The sequence below is a fragment of the Haladaptatus caseinilyticus genome (assembly GCF_026248685.1).
GTDB classification, from domain to species: Archaea; Halobacteriota; Halobacteria; order Halobacteriales; family Haladaptataceae; genus Haladaptatus; species Haladaptatus caseinilyticus.
In genome coordinates this window covers 1,608,491-1,627,856 of record NZ_CP111036.1, presented here as the reverse complement: position 1 = coordinate 1,627,856, position 19,366 = coordinate 1,608,491, and the positions used below count along the sequence as shown (strand labels likewise).

At 59.6% G+C, this 19,366-nt stretch carries 18 protein-coding genes; 5 read left to right on the top strand and 13 right to left on the bottom strand.

Going from position 1 to position 19,366, the window contains the following annotated elements:
- Positions 1–3: 3 nt before the first annotated feature.
- Positions 4–1,032 (bottom strand): DNA-methyltransferase, encoded by a 1,029-nt coding sequence (locus OOF89_RS08865; protein ID WP_266075288.1) that lies wholly within the window; start codon positions 1,030–1,032, stop codon positions 4–6.
- Between the two features lie 63 nt (positions 1,033–1,095).
- The gene (locus OOF89_RS08860; protein ID WP_266075287.1) at positions 1,096–2,058 is read right to left on the bottom strand and encodes a transcription initiation factor IIB; all 963 of its coding nucleotides are present in this window, start codon (positions 2,056–2,058) and stop codon (positions 1,096–1,098) included.
- Positions 2,059–2,312: 254 nt separating this feature from the next.
- Here OOF89_RS08860 and OOF89_RS08855 point away from each other — a divergent pair, with 254 nt between their 5' ends.
- Positions 2,313–3,062 carry a cobalamin-binding protein gene (locus OOF89_RS08855; RefSeq protein ID WP_266075286.1) on the top strand — a complete coding sequence of 250 codons (750 nt, stop codon included), beginning with the start codon at positions 2,313–2,315 and terminating at the stop codon, positions 3,060–3,062.
- A 26-nt stretch (positions 3,063–3,088) separates the two neighbouring features.
- The gene (gene yjjX / locus OOF89_RS08850; protein ID WP_266075285.1) at positions 3,089–3,673 is read left to right on the top strand and encodes an inosine/xanthosine triphosphatase; all 585 of its coding nucleotides are present in this window, start codon (positions 3,089–3,091) and stop codon (positions 3,671–3,673) included.
- A gap of 25 nt (positions 3,674–3,698) precedes the next feature.
- Here yjjX and OOF89_RS08845 read toward each other — a convergent pair whose 3' ends face one another.
- Entirely contained in the window at positions 3,699–5,522 is a 1,824-nt protein-coding gene (locus tag OOF89_RS08845; protein WP_266075283.1) for a flippase-like domain-containing protein, read from the bottom strand.
- A 196-nt stretch (positions 5,523–5,718) separates the two neighbouring features.
- Here OOF89_RS08845 and OOF89_RS08840 point away from each other — a divergent pair, with 196 nt between their 5' ends.
- Positions 5,719–5,958: a DUF7123 family protein gene (locus OOF89_RS08840; protein ID WP_266075281.1), complete on the top strand. Its 240-nt coding sequence runs from the start codon at positions 5,719–5,721 to the stop codon at positions 5,956–5,958.
- A 182-nt stretch (positions 5,959–6,140) separates the two neighbouring features.
- Here OOF89_RS08840 and OOF89_RS08835 read toward each other — a convergent pair whose 3' ends face one another.
- From OOF89_RS08835 to pyk, 5 genes are all read right to left on the bottom strand, one after another.
- Positions 6,141–6,755 (bottom strand): winged helix-turn-helix transcriptional regulator, encoded by a 615-nt coding sequence (locus OOF89_RS08835; RefSeq protein WP_266075279.1) that lies wholly within the window; start codon positions 6,753–6,755, stop codon positions 6,141–6,143.
- A 77-nt stretch (positions 6,756–6,832) separates the two neighbouring features.
- A complete protein-coding gene (locus tag OOF89_RS08830) occupies positions 6,833–7,990 on the bottom strand; it encodes an SPFH domain-containing protein (protein WP_266075277.1) in 1,158 nt (385 codons plus the stop codon).
- A gap of 79 nt (positions 7,991–8,069) precedes the next feature.
- Positions 8,070–8,603, bottom strand: coding sequence for an NfeD family protein (locus tag OOF89_RS08825; RefSeq protein WP_266075275.1), 534 nt, complete (start codon positions 8,601–8,603; stop codon positions 8,070–8,072).
- A gap of 38 nt (positions 8,604–8,641) precedes the next feature.
- On the bottom strand, positions 8,642–8,818 hold the full coding sequence (locus OOF89_RS08820; protein WP_266075273.1) for a DUF7312 domain-containing protein: 177 nt from the start codon (positions 8,816–8,818) through the stop codon (positions 8,642–8,644).
- Between the two features lie 35 nt (positions 8,819–8,853).
- Positions 8,854–10,602, bottom strand: a complete 1,749-nt coding sequence (gene pyk / locus OOF89_RS08815; protein WP_266075271.1) for a pyruvate kinase — start codon at positions 10,600–10,602, stop codon at positions 8,854–8,856.
- Positions 10,603–10,717: 115 nt separating this feature from the next.
- On the opposite strand from pyk, the gene OOF89_RS08810 reads away from it, so the two are divergent.
- Positions 10,718–11,002: a GYD domain-containing protein gene (locus tag OOF89_RS08810; RefSeq protein WP_266075269.1), complete on the top strand. Its 285-nt coding sequence runs from the start codon at positions 10,718–10,720 to the stop codon at positions 11,000–11,002.
- 18 nt (positions 11,003–11,020) lie between these two features.
- Here the strand turns inward: OOF89_RS08810 and metG are convergent, their stop codons facing one another.
- Positions 11,021–13,093: a methionine--tRNA ligase gene (gene metG, locus OOF89_RS08805; protein ID WP_266075267.1), complete on the bottom strand. Its 2,073-nt coding sequence runs from the start codon at positions 13,091–13,093 to the stop codon at positions 11,021–11,023.
- Between the two features lie 307 nt (positions 13,094–13,400).
- Complete coding sequence (locus tag OOF89_RS08800) at positions 13,401–13,946, bottom strand: YqaA family protein (RefSeq protein ID WP_266079723.1); 546 nt, start codon at positions 13,944–13,946, stop codon at positions 13,401–13,403.
- Between the two features lie 140 nt (positions 13,947–14,086).
- Between OOF89_RS08800 and OOF89_RS08795 the strand changes: the two genes are divergently transcribed.
- Positions 14,087–14,635 carry an HVO_2922 family protein gene (locus OOF89_RS08795; RefSeq protein WP_266075264.1) on the top strand — a complete coding sequence of 183 codons (549 nt, stop codon included), beginning with the start codon at positions 14,087–14,089 and terminating at the stop codon, positions 14,633–14,635.
- Here the strand turns inward: OOF89_RS08795 and mfnA are convergent, their stop codons facing one another.
- From mfnA to ppsA, 3 genes are all read right to left on the bottom strand, one after another.
- Positions 14,636–15,688 (bottom strand): tyrosine decarboxylase MfnA, encoded by a 1,053-nt coding sequence (mfnA, locus tag OOF89_RS08790; RefSeq protein WP_266075262.1) that lies wholly within the window; start codon positions 15,686–15,688, stop codon positions 14,636–14,638.
- Positions 15,689–15,726: 38 nt separating this feature from the next.
- Positions 15,727–16,875, bottom strand: coding sequence for a hypothetical protein (locus OOF89_RS08785; RefSeq protein ID WP_266075260.1), 1,149 nt, complete (start codon positions 16,873–16,875; stop codon positions 15,727–15,729).
- 107 nt (positions 16,876–16,982) lie between these two features.
- Positions 16,983–19,283: a pyruvate, water dikinase gene (gene ppsA / locus OOF89_RS08780; protein ID WP_266075258.1), complete on the bottom strand. Its 2,301-nt coding sequence runs from the start codon at positions 19,281–19,283 to the stop codon at positions 16,983–16,985.
- Positions 19,284–19,366 lie beyond the last annotated feature (83 nt).

Below are 19,366 nucleotides of genomic sequence, written 5' to 3'. Positions count from 1 at the left end.
CGACTACTCGCGATACGGTTCGTGCGTGGCGAAAAATCTGGTTCCGTCACGGGTTACGTCTATCACTTCGTAGAACTGGATGTCCCGTTCTTGCGCCGTTTTGACCGGAAAGTCGTAGTTTTCGGAGTCGTACGCAAGCGATCCATCGTGCTCGCCGACGAACTCGCGGTGGTCGTCGAGTCGCGTGCGGAGTATCTCGGTGGACAGTTCGTCCACCGTCTCGACCCGCTCCTCGAACAGGTCCATGAAGTCGGGTTCGAGTTCGTAGCCGACGGAGTTTCGCCCTGCAACCATCGCGGCGAGCGAGGTCGTACCGGTGCCCCAAAATGGGTCGAGGACGGTGTCACCGTAGACGGAGAACATCGAGATGAGTCGATACGGCAGTTCGAAGGGAAACGCCGCCGACCGTTCGCGCAGGTCGCCGTGATCCAACTCTTGTCCCTCGCCGCGAACCTCGGTCCAAAGGTCCGAAAACCACTCGTTTCTTTCCTCCCAGAAGTACGCGGCCTCGTATCGTCGATTGGCACCGGGTTCGAACTGCCGCGAATCGCCGTTTCGAAAGACGAGGAGATACTCGTGTTCGAGAGCGGTGTAGGCGTTCGGCGGCAGCATCCCCGACCCCATGAACTTCGTCAGACGGTTCGAGGGTTTGCGCCAGAGGATGTCCGGAAGCGGTCGGAACCCCCGATTTCGCATTTTGTGGAGCACCTGCGAGTGATTCGGAAAGAGCTGAAACGTCCCATCGACCTTCCGAGTCGCATCGCCGACGTTTATCACCGCAATCCCACCGGGTTTCAACACGCGGGTGACTTCGGCCCAGACGGCGTCGAGTTCGTCGTGCATCAACTCGAACGCGGTGTCGCCGTCCTCGCGCGCCAGCGCATCCCCGATGTCCGAATTCAGCCGCGAAAACAAGTCGTCCCACATCTCGATCATCGGGTACGGCGGCGAGGTAACGACGAGGTCGATCGAATCGTCGGGAAGATGACTCTCACTGGCGTTCCCGACGTGAATCTCGTGCTCTGTTTCCATAGCAGTCGCTATGTGGACATATCGGCGCACCGCAAAACATCTTTTCAAATCGTTCGGGAGAAATTACAGCGCGACGGTGCCTTCTTCAGCTTCGAGTAGTTCGTGGTAGCGGTTACGAATCGTAACTTCGCTGATGTCGGCGACGTCGCTGACTTCCGCCTGCGTCGTTTTTTCGTTGGTCAGGAGGGCGGCGGCGTACACCGCGGCGGCCGCGAGGCCGACCGGCGACTTGCCGCTGTGGACGCCCTGTTCTTTCGCGTTCTTCAGGAGTTCGCGGGCGCGGTGTTCCGCTTCGTCCGAGAGGTCGAGACCGGACGCGAATCGCGGGACGTAGCTCTCGGGGTCGGCAGGCCGAACTTCCAGTTTGAGTTCGCGCACCACGTATCGGTAGGTCCGCGCCACTTCGCTTTTTTCCACGCGGCTCACGTCCGTGATTTCGTCCAAACTGCGCGGAACACCGGCCTGTCGCGCCGCGGCGTAGACACAGGCCGTCGAGACGCCCTCGATGGAACGTCCCGGCAGGAGGTCCTCGTTCAGCGCGCGCCGATAGATGACGCTCGCCATCTCGCGCACGTTGTTTGGCAGACCGAGTGCGGAGGCCATCCGGTCGATTTCGCCGAGCGCCTGCTTGAGGTTGCGCTCCTTGCTGTCGCGGGTGCGGAACCGCTCGTTCCACTTGCGAAGTCGCTGCATCTTCTCGCGCTGGCGAGAGCCGAGTGAATTCCCGTAGGCGTCCTTGTTCCGCCAGTCGATGTTGGTCGACAGTCCCTTGTCGTGCATCGTGTTCGTCGTCGGCGCACCGACGCGGGACTTCTCGTTTTTCTCCTTGGCGTCGAAGGCACGCCACTCCGGTCCACGGTCGACATTGTCTTCATCGACGACCAGTCCACAGTCCTCACAAAGGGTTTCGCCGTGACCCGAATCGGCGACGAGTTTGCCACCGCATTCCGGACAGCTTTGACCCTCGTTTCGTTGCTCTTCTACTTCGGATTCGTCGGTTCTCGTTCTGATTGACGTTTTTGGCATGTGAAACACTCCTCCCTGGGGAGGGCGCGTCGGCTACCGGGCAGGGAAAAACCTGAAAAACCCGGGGCCGCTACTCTTAACCTGCCGTTAGGACGAAACATACTTAAAGAATTCGTTTTTGGACGACGGGGAGTTCGTGAAACAGTCACACGGGGCGTGAAATAGCCATCCAGCGTCAGGCGAGCGAAATATTTAAGCCCCCATTTCCGCACGGTAAGACAACATTTACTCCAGTTCGAAACAAGGGGATACCGATGACAGCAGACCGCATCGTCTCACTCGCGCCGAGTGCGAGCGAAACGCTTCGTGAACTCGATGCAACGGAGCGAGTCGTCGGCGTCACGCATCATTGCCCGGTCGATGCTCCGGTAGTCGGCGGTTGGTTGAATCCGGATTTCGAAGCGATCGAAGCGCACGACCCCACCCTCGTACTCACTGCTGACCCGCTACAGGTGGACGTTCGTGACGAGTTGCAGAAACGAGGCCATCGAGTCGTCCACGTGGAACCACGAACATTGGGTGACGTGATAGAGTCGTTCGCCACGCTCGGACACGCGATCGGTCGTCCACAGGAGGGAGCCAACCTCGCCCGGCGTGCGCGAAGTCGCATCGAGCATGTTCGACGACTGGTCGCGGACTGTCCGCGACCAGTCGTCTACTGCGAGGAGTGGTCGGACCCGCCGACGGCCGCTGGAAATTGGGTTCCGGACGCGGTTCGTGCCGCAGGGGGTCGGTATCCGTTTTTGTCACCCGGTGAGCGGTCGTCCGAAGTCGAGCGCTTCCTGCTCGAAGAAAGCCAACCAGAACACGTTTTTCTCCACGTCTGTGGCCACGGTGAGCGAAGCGACCCCGAAATCGTGCTGAACCGCGATTGGTCGATTCCCGCGATAAATCGCGGTGCGGTTCACGTACTCGATGACTCCCTCCTGAACCAGCCGAGTCCGCGACTCATCGAAGGAATCGAGACGATGGCCGCGACGCTCCATCCATCGGCGATGAAGTAGAAAACACCAAATCCGGCGGACGACAGATGGGAACCATGCGAGTCGGTGTCGGTAGTCGGAACCCAGTGAAAATCGCCGCAGTCGAGGCCGTGTTCGACAACCTCGGTGAAACGTCCGAACGAGTCATGTCCGAACGAGTCATGTCCGAACGAGTCATGTCCGAACGAGTCATCGTCGAGTCGGTGGCCGTCGAGTCCGGTGTCGCGGAACAACCGTTCGGTGAAGCGGAGACGGTCGAAGGGGCGGAAACCCGTGCACGTCGCGCTCGTCGTAGTGCGTCCGAGTTCGATCTCGGAATCGGACTGGAAGGTGGCGTTGCAGACGTACCCGGTTCGAACGGCCTCTTCCTTATAATGTGGGCCGCGGTGACGGACGGCGAGACGGTCGGACGAGGAGCAGGCTCACGCCTCCAACTCCCGGATTCCGTCGCCCGTCGGATTCGAGACGGTGAGGAGCTCGGACCGATCATGGACGACGTTCTCGGCGAGTCCGAGGTAGCGAAAAAGAAGGGTGCAGCAGGCGCACTCACGAGTGGAATCATCGACCGACAGGAAGCGTTAGAGCACGCAGTCGCTGGGGCGCTCGCCCCGTTCGTCACGGAATTTTACTGACACTAAAAGCGCAAACCGGAATATTTCAGTCGTCGAGCGATGGGGTTTCGGATTCGACCGACACGTCACGTCCCTCCTCGACTGCCTGCGTGAGCGAGACGTTGAGCGAGAACATCGACCCGACACCGCCGACGAGCGTCACGATGTTCTTTACCGCGTGGTCGAGAATCGCCGCACCGAGCGCGACTGGCCACGCGATAGGCGTCAGACCAGCAACGAAGACGGTGAACGCAGCTTCGTATAGGCCGACACCGCCGGGCGAGAGCGGGAGCACCTTCGCGAGGTTGCCCACACTCACCGCGAAGAAGCCGACGGCGATCAACGTCACGGGATCGAGCGAGACGCTGGGGAAGGCAACCAACACGAGGATCGCGGTCAACACGTCGAGCGTCCAGATGGCAAGGCTACTCGCGCCGACACGAGCGAAGGCCGCTCGGTCGCTTGCGACGGTCTGTACGTCGCCAGTAAACTGCTCGATGAGACCAGCGATGTAAGTAGCGTAGGAGTCGGAACTGACCTTGGTGACGGCTTCACGGACGAGATTTCGGTCGGATCGCGCGCTGGCGATGATGACCGCGACGGCCGCGATTGCGGCCCCACCGACACCCGCCGCAACGAACACGGCCGTTCGAGCGGCCTCCCGTTGCTCCGCACCCGTGATCGCCTGCACGATGTCCGCAGCCTGTCCGGTGACCGTCAAGCCGAGCAGTACGGTTCCGGCCATCACGGTAATCGTGAGCAGGTCGAACACGCGCTCGATCGCTAACGACGCAAAGCCGGAGGGATACGGAATGCCCCTGCGAGCTTTCACGACGTAGGCGCGGACGGCGTCACCGGCACGCGCTGGAAACACGAGGTTTCCGGTTTGGCTGATGAATATCGCGCCGGTGAGGAACTGCGTCGATTCGGTAAAGCCGAGTTCTTCGAGGATGTCCTTGTAGCGTACGCCACGGAGTGGCCACGAGACGACGTAGATGAGCGCCGCAATACCGATCAGTGCGGGGTTCGCCTCGCTCATCTGTTTCAAGACGCTCTGCATCGGTAGATACTGGCTCATCAGCGCGACAGCGATGATGGTCAGTAAAACCCCGACTGCCATCGACACCCGACGAGTGATTCGCGGTTCGACGGAGAACTCCCACCAACAGCGGCTGATTTGGCTCCCCATTCCGAATATGTCGCGGACGAGGTCGACTTTCGTATCCCCTTTGGGCGTCCAATCAACTGAGAACTCCTTGATCCGGTAGCCCTTGCGCTGGGCCCGCACGAGCACCTCGGTGTCCCAGAACCAGTGTTTGTCCTCCACGTTCGACAGCACGTCGAACAGCGCCGTCCGGTCGAACGCCTTGAACCCACACTGATGATCGCGCAGGTCGGAACGAAGGAATAAACGTGTCAGCCCGTTGAATCCGCGGCTCGCAACGTCACGTTTCGCCGGGCGGTCAGCCACGTTCTCCGGCATCCACCGCGAACCGGTTGCGAAGTCGTACTCGCCGGAGCGGACGCTTTCGACCAGTTCTTCCAGATGCCGCATATCCGTCGCCAAATCCGTATCGAAGTAGACTAGCGTCTCTCCGTCGGCGGCTTCGAATGCGTGATTTAATGCTCCTCCCCGCCCCAGTCGTTCGTCGCTGTGGAAGTGGCGAACTCGGCTGTCCTGTTCTGCCATTCTGTCTGCGATTTCCGGCGTTCGGTCGTCACAGCCATCTTCTGCGACGATGACCTCGAAGCTATCGGAGGGTAAAAACGATTCTAACGTGTCGAGGGTCGTCTCGACGGTGTTCTCGATGGTCGCCTCCTCGTTGTACGCTGGAAGGACGACACTCACCTCTACGGAACCACCGCTCATTATGCAGTCATCTCATCCTCTCGCCGTAAGTAGCTTCTGGGCCACGGCCGTCACGAAACGGGACGTTAACCAACCGTACCAACCCTCCCCACGGGGGCGGTTATATTCATCCGGATTGAGTGAGAAATCACAAGCAAGCGTTGCGTTAACCACTCGTACCAAACCCACTAAGGTCGATACCTTCCTCTATGTGGATATGAGCACCACCACTGCTGGCACGACCACCCTCACCGACAAGCAACAGCGAATTCTGCGGTACCTTCGTGAGAACGGCGAGACGAAGACGTATTTCAAATCTCGTCTCATCGGAAGCGAACTCGGCCTGACCGCGAAGGAAGTCGGAACGAACATGACCGCCATCGCCGACGGGGATTTCGATGTGGACGTCGAGAAATGGGGCTACTCCTCGTCTACGACGTGGAAAGTCAGCGCCTGAGCGGGCGACTCGTCGTATGTGCGTCGTTCCAGTTGGTTGCTGAGAATTTTTGTTGCGGGGAGTTTCGGAGTTGCGATTTCACACCGCGGTACCACACCTGCAGTGAAAAGGCTGTACACGGCGTTCCACTGTCGGCGAGCGAACGTCAGAACGAAAACGGGAACAGGACCGTCCGGTGCAGTTTATGGATCGAACGAGATCAGGTTCGCGGCCTCGCTTGCGAACCGTTCGGCGTTCGCGTCGAACGAATCGGCGTAGCGAACGAGCAAGGTGATGAGCGTCTCGGGGTGGCGTGCAGTGTAGCCGTTCTCGCGTGAAAGCAGTCCTTTCTCGTCCAAATCCGCGGCGTATTTGCTCACGGTCGGGCGTGAAACGTCGAGCGTGGACGCGAGGTCGCTTCCGGTCGCGTCCGGGGTACGAAGCAGTTCGATGAGCATCCCGCGTGGCGTTTCCCGGCGGAGATAGCTGAGTGCAACCTGCTCGAACGCGGAGAACTTCCCTGCGGGGAAAAATCGACGGTAATCACCGTCACGGTGGCTTTCGACGACGCCGAGTTCCACGAGGTTCCGGAGGTGATGCTGTGTCTCGCCAGTCCCGAGTTGGAGGTCGTCGCGTACCTTCGAAAAGTGGGCGCCCGGAGTGGTGGTGACGTACCCGGCAATCGCATCCCGGGCCTCGCTTCGCTCGCCCGTACGATCCGCATCTGCGAGTTTCGTCAGTGGCGTGGCTGCACCCAAAACCGCGAACCGACGGAGGGTAGCACGCTTATTTTCATCCACGTTACCGGGCTGAACCATCTACACCAACGTAAGCGAGGGGAACGTAAAATAGCTTCGCTTGGTAGACAGTTACAAACGAAATACCGGAGGAGGCGTTACTCGACTTCGGTTTCCATCTCGGTTTCGGCGCCTTCTTCCATCTCGGAGTCCATCTCCTCGATGACTTCGTCTGCGCTTTTGATCTGCGCTTTGTCCTCGCCCTCTTTGATGGCTTGTGCCTCCTTTTCCATCGCTTCCACATCCATCTCCGCCTCCTCGTCGATTTGGCCGAGGATTTCGTCGATATCGTCGAGTCCGAGCAGTTCCCGGGTTTCCGAGTCGAAATCGAGACTATCCAACTGCTGGTTGTCCGCTTTCACGTCGCTTCCGGTCAGATGTTTGCCGTACCGACCGACGAGCGACGAGAGTTCCTGCGGGAGGACGAACGTCGTGGACTCGCCCTGTCCGATGCTTTCGAGCGTCTCCATTCCCTTCTCGATGACGGCGCGTTCGCCCATCGATTCGGCGGATTTCGCTCGAAGGACGGTCGAAACTGCGTCACCCTGCGCTTCGAGGATCTGACTCTGTTTTTCACCCTGTGCGCGAATGATGTTGGATTGCTTGTCACCTTCCGCCGTCTCGATCGCACTGCGGCGTTCACCCTGTGCTTCGAGAATCATGGCACGGCGTTTACGTTCCGCGGAAGTCTGCTGTTCCATCGCTTGCTGCACGTCTTTGGATGGGTTGACCTCACGGACTTCGACGCTCTCGACGCGAATCCCCCACTCGTCCGTGGGTTCGTCGAGTTCGCGGCGGATTTTCGCGTTGATTTCCTGGCGCTTGTTGAGCGTGTCGTCGAGTTCCATGTCACCGAGCACTGCACGGAGCGTCGTCTGGGCGAGGTTCGAGACGGCGCGTTTGTAATCCTCGACTTCGAGGAACGCCTTCTTCGCGTTCATCACTTTGATGTAGACGACGGCGTCCGCGGTCACGGGCGAGTTGTCGCGCGTGATCGCTTCCTGCCGGGGCACATCGAGCGTCTGTGTCCGCATATCGAAGCGGTACGTCTTGCTGACGAACGGTGGCACGAAGTTGATACCCGGTTCGAGTAGTTTTCGGTACTCACCGAACACCGTCAGTGCGCGCTTCTCGGTCGCTTGAACGATTTCGACTGCGGACCAGACGGTGACGACCGCGAGGACCAGAAACAGCAATGCAACTATCGTGATTATCCCACCAGCGGCGGCGGATTGGAGAGGTATTAGGGGCAGCATACATCCGAATGTTGGGATAGCTACCTGTTAAGTATTCTGCTACTTTGTACGCGGATTTTCTGTGAGAAAATATCTGATTTCAGAGTTCTTCCGTCTCTTGCTCCCGTTTCGCCCGTTCACGAGCGAGTTCCCGGTCGATGCTGTCCTCGATGTGTCCGAGCGGTTCGACGGTGACGACGTTACCCCCACCGGGGTCGATGACCATCACTTCGGTTCCCTCCGGGATTTCACCGTCCATGGAGCGGGCCGCGTAATGCGGATTGAATCCACCACTGGACAGTTTTACCTGTCCTTCGGACGGAGTCACGCGCTCGGTGACTCGCCCGGTCGTCCCCTTGAGCGAGTCGGAATCCTTGGTTCGACCGGTTCCTTTCCCCCCGTACAAGTCGAGTTCACGGTAGGCGTACAACGAGAGACCACCGAACGCGAGAACGAGGAAGGCGAGGACGAACGGCGCGGCCAGCGGCGGGAAGGCGAGCGCAACTAATCCGGCGAGCAAGAGCGCAACGCCGAGAACGATGAAATGTGCACCGGGAATGAGGGCTTCTGCGAGCGCCAACCCCGCACCCGCGAGAACGAGCAAGAGCGGGAGCGAATCGAGGGGCGATGCCATGATTGGGACTTGGTGTCGAGCGATTAAGGGTTTGTGGGTTAGGCCAACCCAGTCAATCGGAGCAAAACGAACAACATCGTGAGCGCGCCGAGGACGACGAACAGCACGTTCTCCGCCGAGGGGGACCCCGGTTCGAGCGGTTCGTCCATGGGATGGTCACGCGGAGCATCATCGTCGTCACCGACTTCCTCGACATCGAACTTCCAATCGGACATACGCCACGGTAGGAGATGGGTGGACAAAAGGCTGGCTACGAGCGGTCGTATGACCGAATGTCGCCGTGATAGACGACGCCGCGCTCCGCATCGATCGTCACTTCGTCCCCGTTTTCGACTTCCGGTCCGAGCGGTGCTCCGCTTATCATTGGGATGTCGAGTTCACGAGCGATCAGTGCCGGATAACCGGTCATTCCGGGGCGAGCATCGACGATACCGGCGAGGTTCGACGTATCGCCCGTAAACTCGCCGTCGAACTCCGGTTCGAGGACGAGTATCGTCCCCGCCGAGAGGTCGGAGAGGTCACCCGTCGAACTGCGAACGACCGGTCCGGCGACCTGACCACGAACGACACCGCGGCCGGTCGCGATGGTTTCGGAGGCGACGTGGACTTTCAGCATGTTTGCCGTGTCCGAACCATCCAGTTCGCTCATCATACCGGAGAGAACGACCACGGTATCGCCGCTTTCCGCGACTTCGGCATCCAGGGCTGCCTGAACGCCGTCCTCGATGATGGTTTCGACGTTGTGCCCGAGGTCGGTGTACTGGGCGTTGACACCCCACGAGAGCGCGAGCTTTCGACGAACGTGGTCGTTCGGCGTCGTCGCCACGACGGGGACGCCGGGACGGAACTTGGCCACCTTCAACGCGGTATAGCCGGATTCGCTGGCCGCCACGACGGCGCTCGCGCCGATATCGCGGGCGAGGTAGCGTGCGGAGCGAGCGATGGCGTCGGTTCGAGTGTTGTCACCGGTCGGAACGCGCTGTTCGAGCGTCTCCGCGTATTCGCCGCTCTCCTCGACTTCGCGGACGATGCTGTCCATCGTCTCGACCACCCGAACTGGGTCGTCGCCGATCGCCGTTTCACCCGAGAGCATCACGGCGTCAGTCCCGTCGAGGACCGCGTTCGCAACGTCGGAGGCTTCCGCACGCGTCGGCCGCCGCGAGTGGACCATCGAATCGAGCATCTCCGTCGCCGTGATGACGGGAACACCCGCCTGTTGACACGTTCGGATGATGCGCTTTTGAATCATCGGCACGTCCTCCATCGGACATTCGACGCCGAGGTCGCCTCGGGCGACCATCACGCCGTATGCCGCGTCCACGATCTCCTCTAGGTTCTCGACCGCACCGCGACGCTCGATCTTCGCGATAATGGGGATGTCTGCCCCGTTCTCCTCGAGTACTTTGTTGACTTCGAACACGTCGTCCGCATCGCGGACGAAGCTCGCCGCGACGAAATCGACGTCCGATTCGGCGGCCAGACGGAGGTCACCGCGATCCTTCTCGGTAACGACGTCCAAATCGAGTTCGACGCCGGGAACGTTTACTCCCTTCCGACTGCTGAGTTCGCCGCCGCTTTCGACGTGAGCGACGACGGCGTCATCCTCGACTCGTTCGACCGTCGTCTCGATTCGACCGTCGTCCAGAAGCACCGAGTCGCCGGGTTCGGCGTTCATGATAGCGACCGATAGACCGACTTCCTCCGGCGTCGCATCGTCCCCCTTTACGAATCGAACCGTCGAACCGGTCTCCAGCGTGATCGGTTCCTCGATTTCAGCGGTCCGGATTTCTGGTCCTTGGAGGTCCAACATCGCGGCAAGGGGATTCTCGGTCGCGTCGTCTACCCGTCGAACCGTCTCGATGAGGTCTGCCCGGTCGTCGCGCGAGCCGTGGCTCGCGTTGACCCGAGCGACCGTCATCCCTGTGTCGGCCAGTTCTCGGACCATACTCCGCGAGTTCGATGCGGGTCCGAGAGTGCAGACGATTTTCGCATTTCTCATATGCCAAGGTTGGTGGGTGCCCGCCAAAAAACCACGCAGTTACCTCGGGGACGAGTCGTGGACGGTACGGGGGTGGCCACAACCGCTATTTATTTTGCATTCAAAATGGGAAAATATGTCCACATACGCGTCCCTCGTCACCATCGAACAGAACTATCAGAACGTCCAGGAGCTTGCTTCCATTTGGGGCGACATTCGAAACGAACTGGAATCCCACGAAGCCACGCTCGAAGAAACGTACGCCATCCTGGGCGAGTACGATTTCCTCCTCATCATCGACGCCGAGGACAGGGACTCGGCGTATCAGGCTTCGCTCTGCATCGAACGATACGGCCTCGATATGCAGACGATGGAAATCATTCCGATGGAAGAGTTCGCGACGCTCGTCAACGATTTATAAAAAGGGGACCGATTCGGGTTACTTGATCTTCGTACCGGGTTCCGCGTTTTCGTGGGTCGTCAGCAGGTCGGCCTGTTCGCCCGCCGCGAGCACCATACCATTACTCTCGACGCCGAACAGTTCGGCCTTTTCCAAGTTGGCGACGACCACGATGTTTTTCCCTTCCAGATCGTCCACGTCGTGAAGCTGTTTCAATCCTGCAACGATCTGTCGTGTCTCGCTGCCGATATCGACTTCGAGCCGAAGGAGGTCGTCCGCACCCTCGATCGGCGCTGCCGATTCGATGCGCCCGACGCGTAGGTCGAGGTTCTGGAACTCGTCGAAGCCGATGCGTTCGTCCGAAGCCGATTCGTCGTCCGTCGTTGATTCGTCGTCGCTCACGGTTTCGCTTCCATCTTCCTCGTCGTCTGACGTAGCCGCTTCGATGCTCGCTTGCAGCTTCTCGTTCAGCTCTTCGACCCGTTCGTCCTCGATTTTGCCGAACAGTTCGTCGGGTTCGCCGAAGTCGCCGCGCGGCGCGGCGAGGGCGTCCTCGATGGTCGCGTCGTGAACCGAGCCGTCTTCGTCCAACTGCGACCAGAGGGCTTCGGCTTTGCCGGGCAGGAGCGGCGCGTAAAGCACCGCGAGCGCCTTCGACAGCTGAACACAGTCGTAGATGACCTGTTCCGCACGTTCGGGGTCGTCGTCGGTCAGTTTCCATGGTTCGTTGCGTTGAATGTACTCGTTGCCGAAGGAGGCGAGCGAGGTCGCGGCGTCGCCGATATCCTTGAGCGAGTAGTCGTTGACGGCCGCTGCGAAGTCGTCGATGGCGGATTCGATGCGGTGGCGTACTTCCTCGCTGACTTCGGCGTCCGGCGCACCGTCGTAGTTTCGCGCGGCGAAGAGCAGGCTTCGATAGACGAAGTTACCGACCGTGCCGACGAGTTCGCCGTTGACGCGCTCCTGGAACTGGTCCCACGAGAAGTTCACGTCGCGCTCGAACCCGCCGGTCGTACTGAGATAGTAGCGCAGGAGGTCGGGATCGAACCCTTCGTCCAGATAGTCGTCGGCCCAGACCGCTCGATTACGACTGGTCGAGAAACCTTTGTCGTTCAGGTTGACGAAGCCGCTGGCCATGACGGCACGTGGTTCGTTGTAGCCGACGGCGTGGAGCATCGCGGGCCAGAAGACGGTGTGATGTTGGATGATGTCTCGGCCGATGATGTGGATGATTTCGCCGCTCTCCTTCCAGACGTCCTCCCAGTCGTAGGCGTCGGAACCGACGCGCTCGGTGTACTGCTTGGTCGAAGAGACGTATTCGATGGGTGCGTCCACCCAGACATACAGAACGAGGTCCTCGGCACCTTCGCCCGGATAGTCGATTCCCCAGTCCATGTCGCGGGAGATACACCAATCTTGGAGTTCGCCCTCGATCCATTCGCGGGGCTGGTTCTGCGCGTTGCTCGTCCCTTCGAGGCGGTCGATGAATCCCTGGAGGTACTCCTGAAGTTCCGAGACGCGGAAGAACTTGTGCGTCCGCTCACGGTACTCCGCGGGGTTGCCGGTGACGGTGGAGACAGGGTTCTCGATTTCCCCCGGTTCGAGGTGCCGACCACAGCCCTCGTCACATTCGTCGCCGCGGGCGTGCTCGTCACAGTAGGGACACGTTCCCTCCACGTACCGGTCGGGAAGCGGCGTTTCCTCGGTCGGGTCCCATGCGACCTTGATCTCTTTTTCGTAGATGTAGCCGCCGTCTTCCAGTTCACGGACGATTTCGCGGGTGAGTTCCGTGTTGGTCTCGTCGTCGGTGTGGCCGTAGTTGTCGAACTCGATGTTGAACTTCGGGAACGTCGCTTCGTACTGTTCGTGGTGGCGAAGCGCGAACTCGCGGGGCGAGACGCCTTCCTTCTCGGCGTTGACCGCCACCGGCGTCCCGTGCATATCCGACCCGGAGACGAAGGCCGTCTGCTGGCCGAGTTGTTTCAATGCGCGGGACAGCACGTCACCGCTAACGTAGGTTCGCAAGTGGCCGATATGCAGGTCCCCGTTCGCGTAGGGAAGCCCGCAGGTCACCACCGCAGGTTCCTCGGTTGGATAGTCGTCGTGGCTCATACTCTCATCTCCTTTGCTGCGGGTGTAAAACCCGCCGGTTTCGGTATTTCGTCATGGTATTGTGTGATGAATACGGGGAGCGCAGTGGCTCCCGAACGATACTCGAACTGTCGGGTTTCACCCCCGAAAAGTCGACCCAGAAGGATTCTCCCGACGCTATGGCTGGCGTCGCATAGCAAGAACGTCGGCGTGGGTCGTCCGTCGCATAACCAACAGTTGGTTCGTGACCGTATATAAATCTACGGCCAGTGGAGCGGGTATGAAGGTGAGTAACCATCGTATCAACGGGAAATGTACCGTCGATTTCCTAAAACGGGAGTTCGAGCGCAATGACGCCAGCGCCCAGGGCGATGGTCACCAGCAGTCGCCCGACACTTCCGGCGAACGTCGCCGCAGCGAACTTCGCGTAATCCTCCTCCAAAATCGAGAATGCGTAGATGGAAATCGTGTCCGGAAAAAACGGCACACACAGTGCCATCGCAAGGCCGAGATAGCCCCATTTTCGTGCGAGTTCGACCGTCTTTCTCTCCGACCATTCGACGATGTTGATTTTCGAACGGCGGAGCGCCTTGATTACGGGCCCGGACTGCTTTGCCTCCTGCCCGATGTGAAAAGCGAACACGCTTCCACCGGCTTTGCCGAGGCCACTCACGAGGATGATGAGCGCATACTGTCCGAACTCACCAAGTCCCAGATTGAGTGGTGCGAAAAGCACGACTTCGCTCGGTAATGGAAGGAGAAAGGAGATGAGAAACGAATAGATGGCGATGAGTGCCAATCCGGCCCAACCGGTGGCATGTTGGACGGCATCCTCCAACCATCCGAACGACCCGAGGACGACAGCATTCGCGATTGGGTCGGCGAACGAAACGAGACTCCCTAGCACACGAAACACTCGGTAATCGACCGATGTAAACTTTAACATCGCGAATCTGTCTACGGAAATTACTATTGGCAAATAGACTCATACCGAATCGACTCGAAAAAGAAGGTGTGCAATCGGACAGAGAATATCGCGTGGGAATCCATCCGAACCTGCAGATGGAAGTCGCATACACGGCCGACCATGCGGCCGTGACTTTCACCGTGAAGTATCGACGCGACGGGGAGTGGGAAGAATCGGAACACGATAGCGAACGCTCGGGGCAACGCCTGACGATAACCCGCGACGGGACACCACTGCTGGAACAGGAGATTTCGATCGAACTGCTCGAACGGTACGGAACGACCCTCACGAAGTTCGCACGTCGTTTCACCGACCTGCCAAGCGGTTCGACCGAACCCGCGGAACCCGAGTCGTGGCCAATCGCGGTCACGCAGGATGATGGGTCCGTCGTCGAAGCGCTCAGACCCCCCACACAAGCATCGTTCGAACTGTATGAAGACCACGCGGGAGAATGGCGCTGGCGACTCGTCCATCGAAACGGGAACATCATCGCCGATAGTGGCGAGGGCTACTCCTCGAAACAGGCCGCGAAGAAAGGAATCGAAAGCGTCAAGCGAAACGCGCTGGGCGCACCCGTCGAAGAGACGGAAGAATAATCAAATCGATTCGAGGTCGTCAGCGAACGACTCCAGCATCGAACGAGTAACGTGTGGCATGCAGACGATTCTAAGTTCGCCCGACCCGGTCGGTGAGACGCGCCACCCTCGGGACTGGAGGGCTTCGACCGTTTCCCGAGGAACGTCGGCCGCGACCAACGGCAAAACGGGGTCGACCACATCGTAGCCGCAGGATTCGAAAGCATCGGCAATCCATTCGGCGTTGGCCTGCGAACGTTCGTACTGCTTGCGGTAGCCCGCAGGCCAGAGTTCGTCCATCGCGGCCCATGCACTCGCAACACCTGCGCCGCTGCGGGTGCCCGTCAACGTCGCCTGCGAGGTCGATTCGAGATACGGTGTTTCGACCGCCAGCGCGTCCAGGACGCGCTTTTCGCGGGCCAAAAAACCACCTGCCGGAACCGCCGCCTGTCCCATTTTGTGCGGATCGATGCCCATCGTATCCACCTCCGCGTGGCCGAAGTTCCACTCGTAGTCGGTGAACGGAAGCACGAACCCACCCCACGCTGCGTCTACGTGAAGCAATGCGCCTGCATCGTGGGCGATATCGGCCAAGGCCGGAATCGGGTCGACTCGTCCGTATTCGGTCGTCCCCGCAATTCCGACGACCAGCACCGTGTCCTCGTCCACCATTCCGGTTACCGAATCCGGGTTCGCCCGCCGGTTTGCATCTACCTCGGCGAGTCGCAGTTCAACCCCGAGCACGTCCGCCGCCTTCTGAAAGCTGAAATGCGCGCTTTTCGGCGCGACGACGTTCGGTGTGTCCGTTGTCGCAAGATTTCGCGCTGACCGAACCGCCTGAATGTTGGCTTCGGTGCCACCGCTGGCGATGTAGCCGTGTGGATTTTCCAATCCGGTCATCTCGCCCAGCATCCCGACTGCTTCGTCTTCCAGCGCGGAAACGGCCGGATATGTCGTCGGATCGCCCGGATTCGACGCCAGAAATCGTTCCGCGGCGTCACGTGCCGCCGGATGGGGTTCGGTACACATCGAGGAAAGGACCCGGCGGAATGATTGGGGCGCAGCCACCTGCATGTCCGAAAATTCGATGCGCCGGGTTTATCCGTTCCGTTCTACGACGACTCCGAGCTGCTGTCGGTTCCGTCGCTGTGACCGACACCCAAACCCATCGCAGTAACGGTGTTTCCGTTCGAATCGAGAACGGCCATCGAATACGACCCGTCGATACGTTCGACGGCTACAGCAGCCGGTTCGGCGGCGAGGACGGGAGCGCTACCGTCGGCTGGGTAGTATATGTACAACCGTTCTCCCGGTTTAAAGGGCCGGTCGAATTCGCGAACGTGCGTTTTGCCGTCGTGTTCGATCCGTACCGTCGAACCGGCGGAGAGCGTCTCCCCGCCAGCATGTTCGAGTTCGATGGCGTGCTTTGTGGTTTCGACCTCGATGTTCGCAGCGGTAGCGGCACGCGCTTTCTCAGCCCACTCCGGACGTTCGACGGAAGTAACTGCGGTGAGCGTTAGTTCGAAGTCCTGTTCGAGACGCATCCGGTCGGTTTCGACCGTTCGATGGAACTCGCGAACGCGACCGGAAGAATCGACAACGAGCGTCGCATCGAAGTTAGTCACGTTCTCGAACTGTGTCTCATCCGTGGGTTCAGTCGCACTGAGGGTGACGAGCGACTGACCATCGGAACGGTCCGTGTTCACGACTTCGAATTCACCCGAACCCAATATCGCCTCGAGTATCCGTGTCAACGTTCCGACCGAGGCAAGTTCGTGACGAAGCGGTTCGGTTTGCATTCGCTCGGTGTACCGGACCTGTTCATCGGTATCCTGTTTCGTGAGTAAGACCGTGTCGTTCGCCCAGAGATGTGCTTGATACCGTTTCTGCGATGAATCGCTCGCGTATTCGGCGTATCTCTCGAAGGACGTTCGACCCTCGGCGACGGTACCCCACTGGCTCACAACGGTGGCTTTCTCACCGTCAGTTTCGGAGACACTCCGGTACTCGAACTCGTACCCAGTCTTCGACAACGCTGGTTCGTGAGCGAAGAGGAGATTGCTCGAATTGATCTGTCCGTCGTCGGAGATACCGGACGGCAAGGTAGATTCTTGTTGCGTCGTAGTTTCGGTCAATGGCGTTCCGAATTCGGTCGTTCCCGTCGCCGGTGATGAAGTGCCGGTATTTTCGACCGGACTCCCAACGCACCCTGCGACGAGGAGCATCGCGGTGAGAAGGACAAAAGCTGGTCGGGGACTCATACACACATCTTTTATCAGATATTATTTATAAATTTACGTACCATCGGGGTACATCGGTCTGACGATAACGGAGGGTAGAAACAGCAAAAAAACGGAAGCCGAAGCGGTTATCGAACCGAATCGAGCATGAGTTTTTGCTCGACGCGCTTTACTTCGTGTTGCACGTCACGTACCGCGTCGATGTTCGCCGAAATGGACGAGACGCCGCGGTTGACCAGGAATCGAACCATCTCCGGTTTCGATCCGGCCTGGCCGCAGATGCTGGTGTTGATGTCGTGGTCACGACAGCAGTCGATGGTCTGGCCGATGAGTTCGAGAACGGCGGGGTGGAGTTCGTCGAATCGCCCCGCGACGTTCTCGTTGTTGCGGTCAACGGCGAGCGTGTACTGGGTGAGGTCGTTCGTGCCGAAACTGGCGAAGTCGATGCCCGCGTTAGCCATCTCGTCGATTTGAAGCGCGCTGGCAGGAGTCTCGATCATCACACCCCACGTGCGTTTGTCGGGGTCGATTCCCGACTCTGCCATCAACCCCTTGGCACGAAGCACGTCCTCCGCGTCGTTGACGAGGGGGAGCATGAGTTCGACGTTGTCGTAGCCCATCTCGTACAGTTCGCGGAAGGCGTCGAGTTCGTGCTGGAACACGTCCGGTTTGTCGAGGCTTCTGCGGATGCCCCGCCATCCGAGCATCGGGTTGTGCTCCTTCGGTTCGTTATCGCCACCTTGCAGTTGGCGGAACTCGTCGGTCGGTGCGTCGAGCGTTCGGACGCGAACCGGTCGCGGATAGAACTCCTCCGCGACGCCGCGGATGCCCTCCACGATTTCCTCGACGTAGGCATCGACGCCGTGGTCTTCGATGTATTTCGCGGGCGTCTTGTTGGTCGATAGGATCATGTGCTCCATTCGGAGCAGGCCGACACCGTCGGCACCGGTCGCGGCGGCGCGTTCCGCGGCTTCCGGAATGGAGACGTTGACTTTGACTTCCGTCGCCGTCATCGGTTTGACGGGCGTCTTCGGACGAGCGTCCTCGATAGGCTCGCGCTCTTGCCCTTGTTCCTTCTCGGGTTTGCCCTCGCGGACTGTCCCTTTGTCGCCGTCGAGCGTGACGACTTGGCCGTCTTCGAGTCGCTCGGTTGCGTTGCTGGAACCGACGACGGCGGGAACACCGAGTTCCCGCGAGACGATGGCGGCGTGGCTGGTCATCCCGCCTTCGTCCGTGATGATTCCTGCGGCGCGTTTCATCGCGGGCACCATGTCGGGCGTCGTCATTTCCGTGACGATGATGTCGCCGTCGCCGACCTTGTCGAGTTGGTCGAGTTTCGTGACGATTCGTGCCGGGCCGCTTGCGATACCAGGGCTTGCACCCAGTCCGTTCACGATGATTTCACGGCTGCTGCCCTTCTCGGTCTGTATCGCGCCGCTTCCGTCGGCAACACCCTCGGCGGTATCCGATTCGATGGATCCGTTGTCGTCGATGGTCGTGATGGGACGCGATTGCAGCATGAAAACGTCGGTACCGACGATCGCCCATTCGACGTCCTGTGGGGTACCGTAGTGGGACTCGACTTCCTCACCGAGTTCCACGAGTCGGTCGATGTCGTTCTCCGAGAGCACACGTGCGTTCCGTTTGTCGTCGGAAACGTCGCGTTCGACCGTTTCGCCGGTCTCCGCGTCCTTCGTGTGCATTATCTTCTTGTCGGCGATCGTGACGTCCTCCGTCGCGTTCGACGCGCGGTCGACGACGTAGTTGTCCGGGGAAACAGACCCCGACACGACGGCTTCACCGAGTCCCCATGCGGCCTCGATGATGATTTTCTTATCGCCGGTCGAGGGATGGCTCGTGAACATGACGCCACTCTTTTCGGCGTCCACCATGCGCTGCACCACGACCGCGATATCCACGATTTCGTGGTCGAACCCTTTCTCCTGCCGATAGTAGATCGCCCGCTGGGTGAACAGCGACGCCCAACACTGTTTCACGCGATCGACGAGGTCGTCGCGAGTAATGTTGAGAAACGTTTCCTGCTGCCCAGCGAACGACGCGTCGGGAAGGTCTTCGGCCGTCGCGGAGGAACGAACGGCAACGAACGCCTTTCCGTCGTCGAGATCGTCGTATGCATCGAGGATTCCCTGTCGGATGTCGTCGGGAATCTCCGTTCCGAGAATGAGTTCTTCCGCTCGCGATTCCGCTTCTGCCAGTGCTGCAGAATCCTCGGTATCGACATCGACAGCCTTGAACAACTCGTCCGCGATGCCGGTCTCCTCGATGAACTTCCGGTAGGTCCCGGCAGTCACGACGAATCCCGGCGGGACAGGCAGGTCCGCCCCGGTAAGCTCACCGAGCGACGCACCTTTGCCACCGACCAGTTCGAGGTCGTCTGCACTGATTTCATCCAGCCAGAGTACAACCATTGCGTATGGGTGGAGACAAGCACACACATAAAGAATGTTCCGACCAGTTCCTCGTGGAATAGTAACTCAGAGATGGAATATTC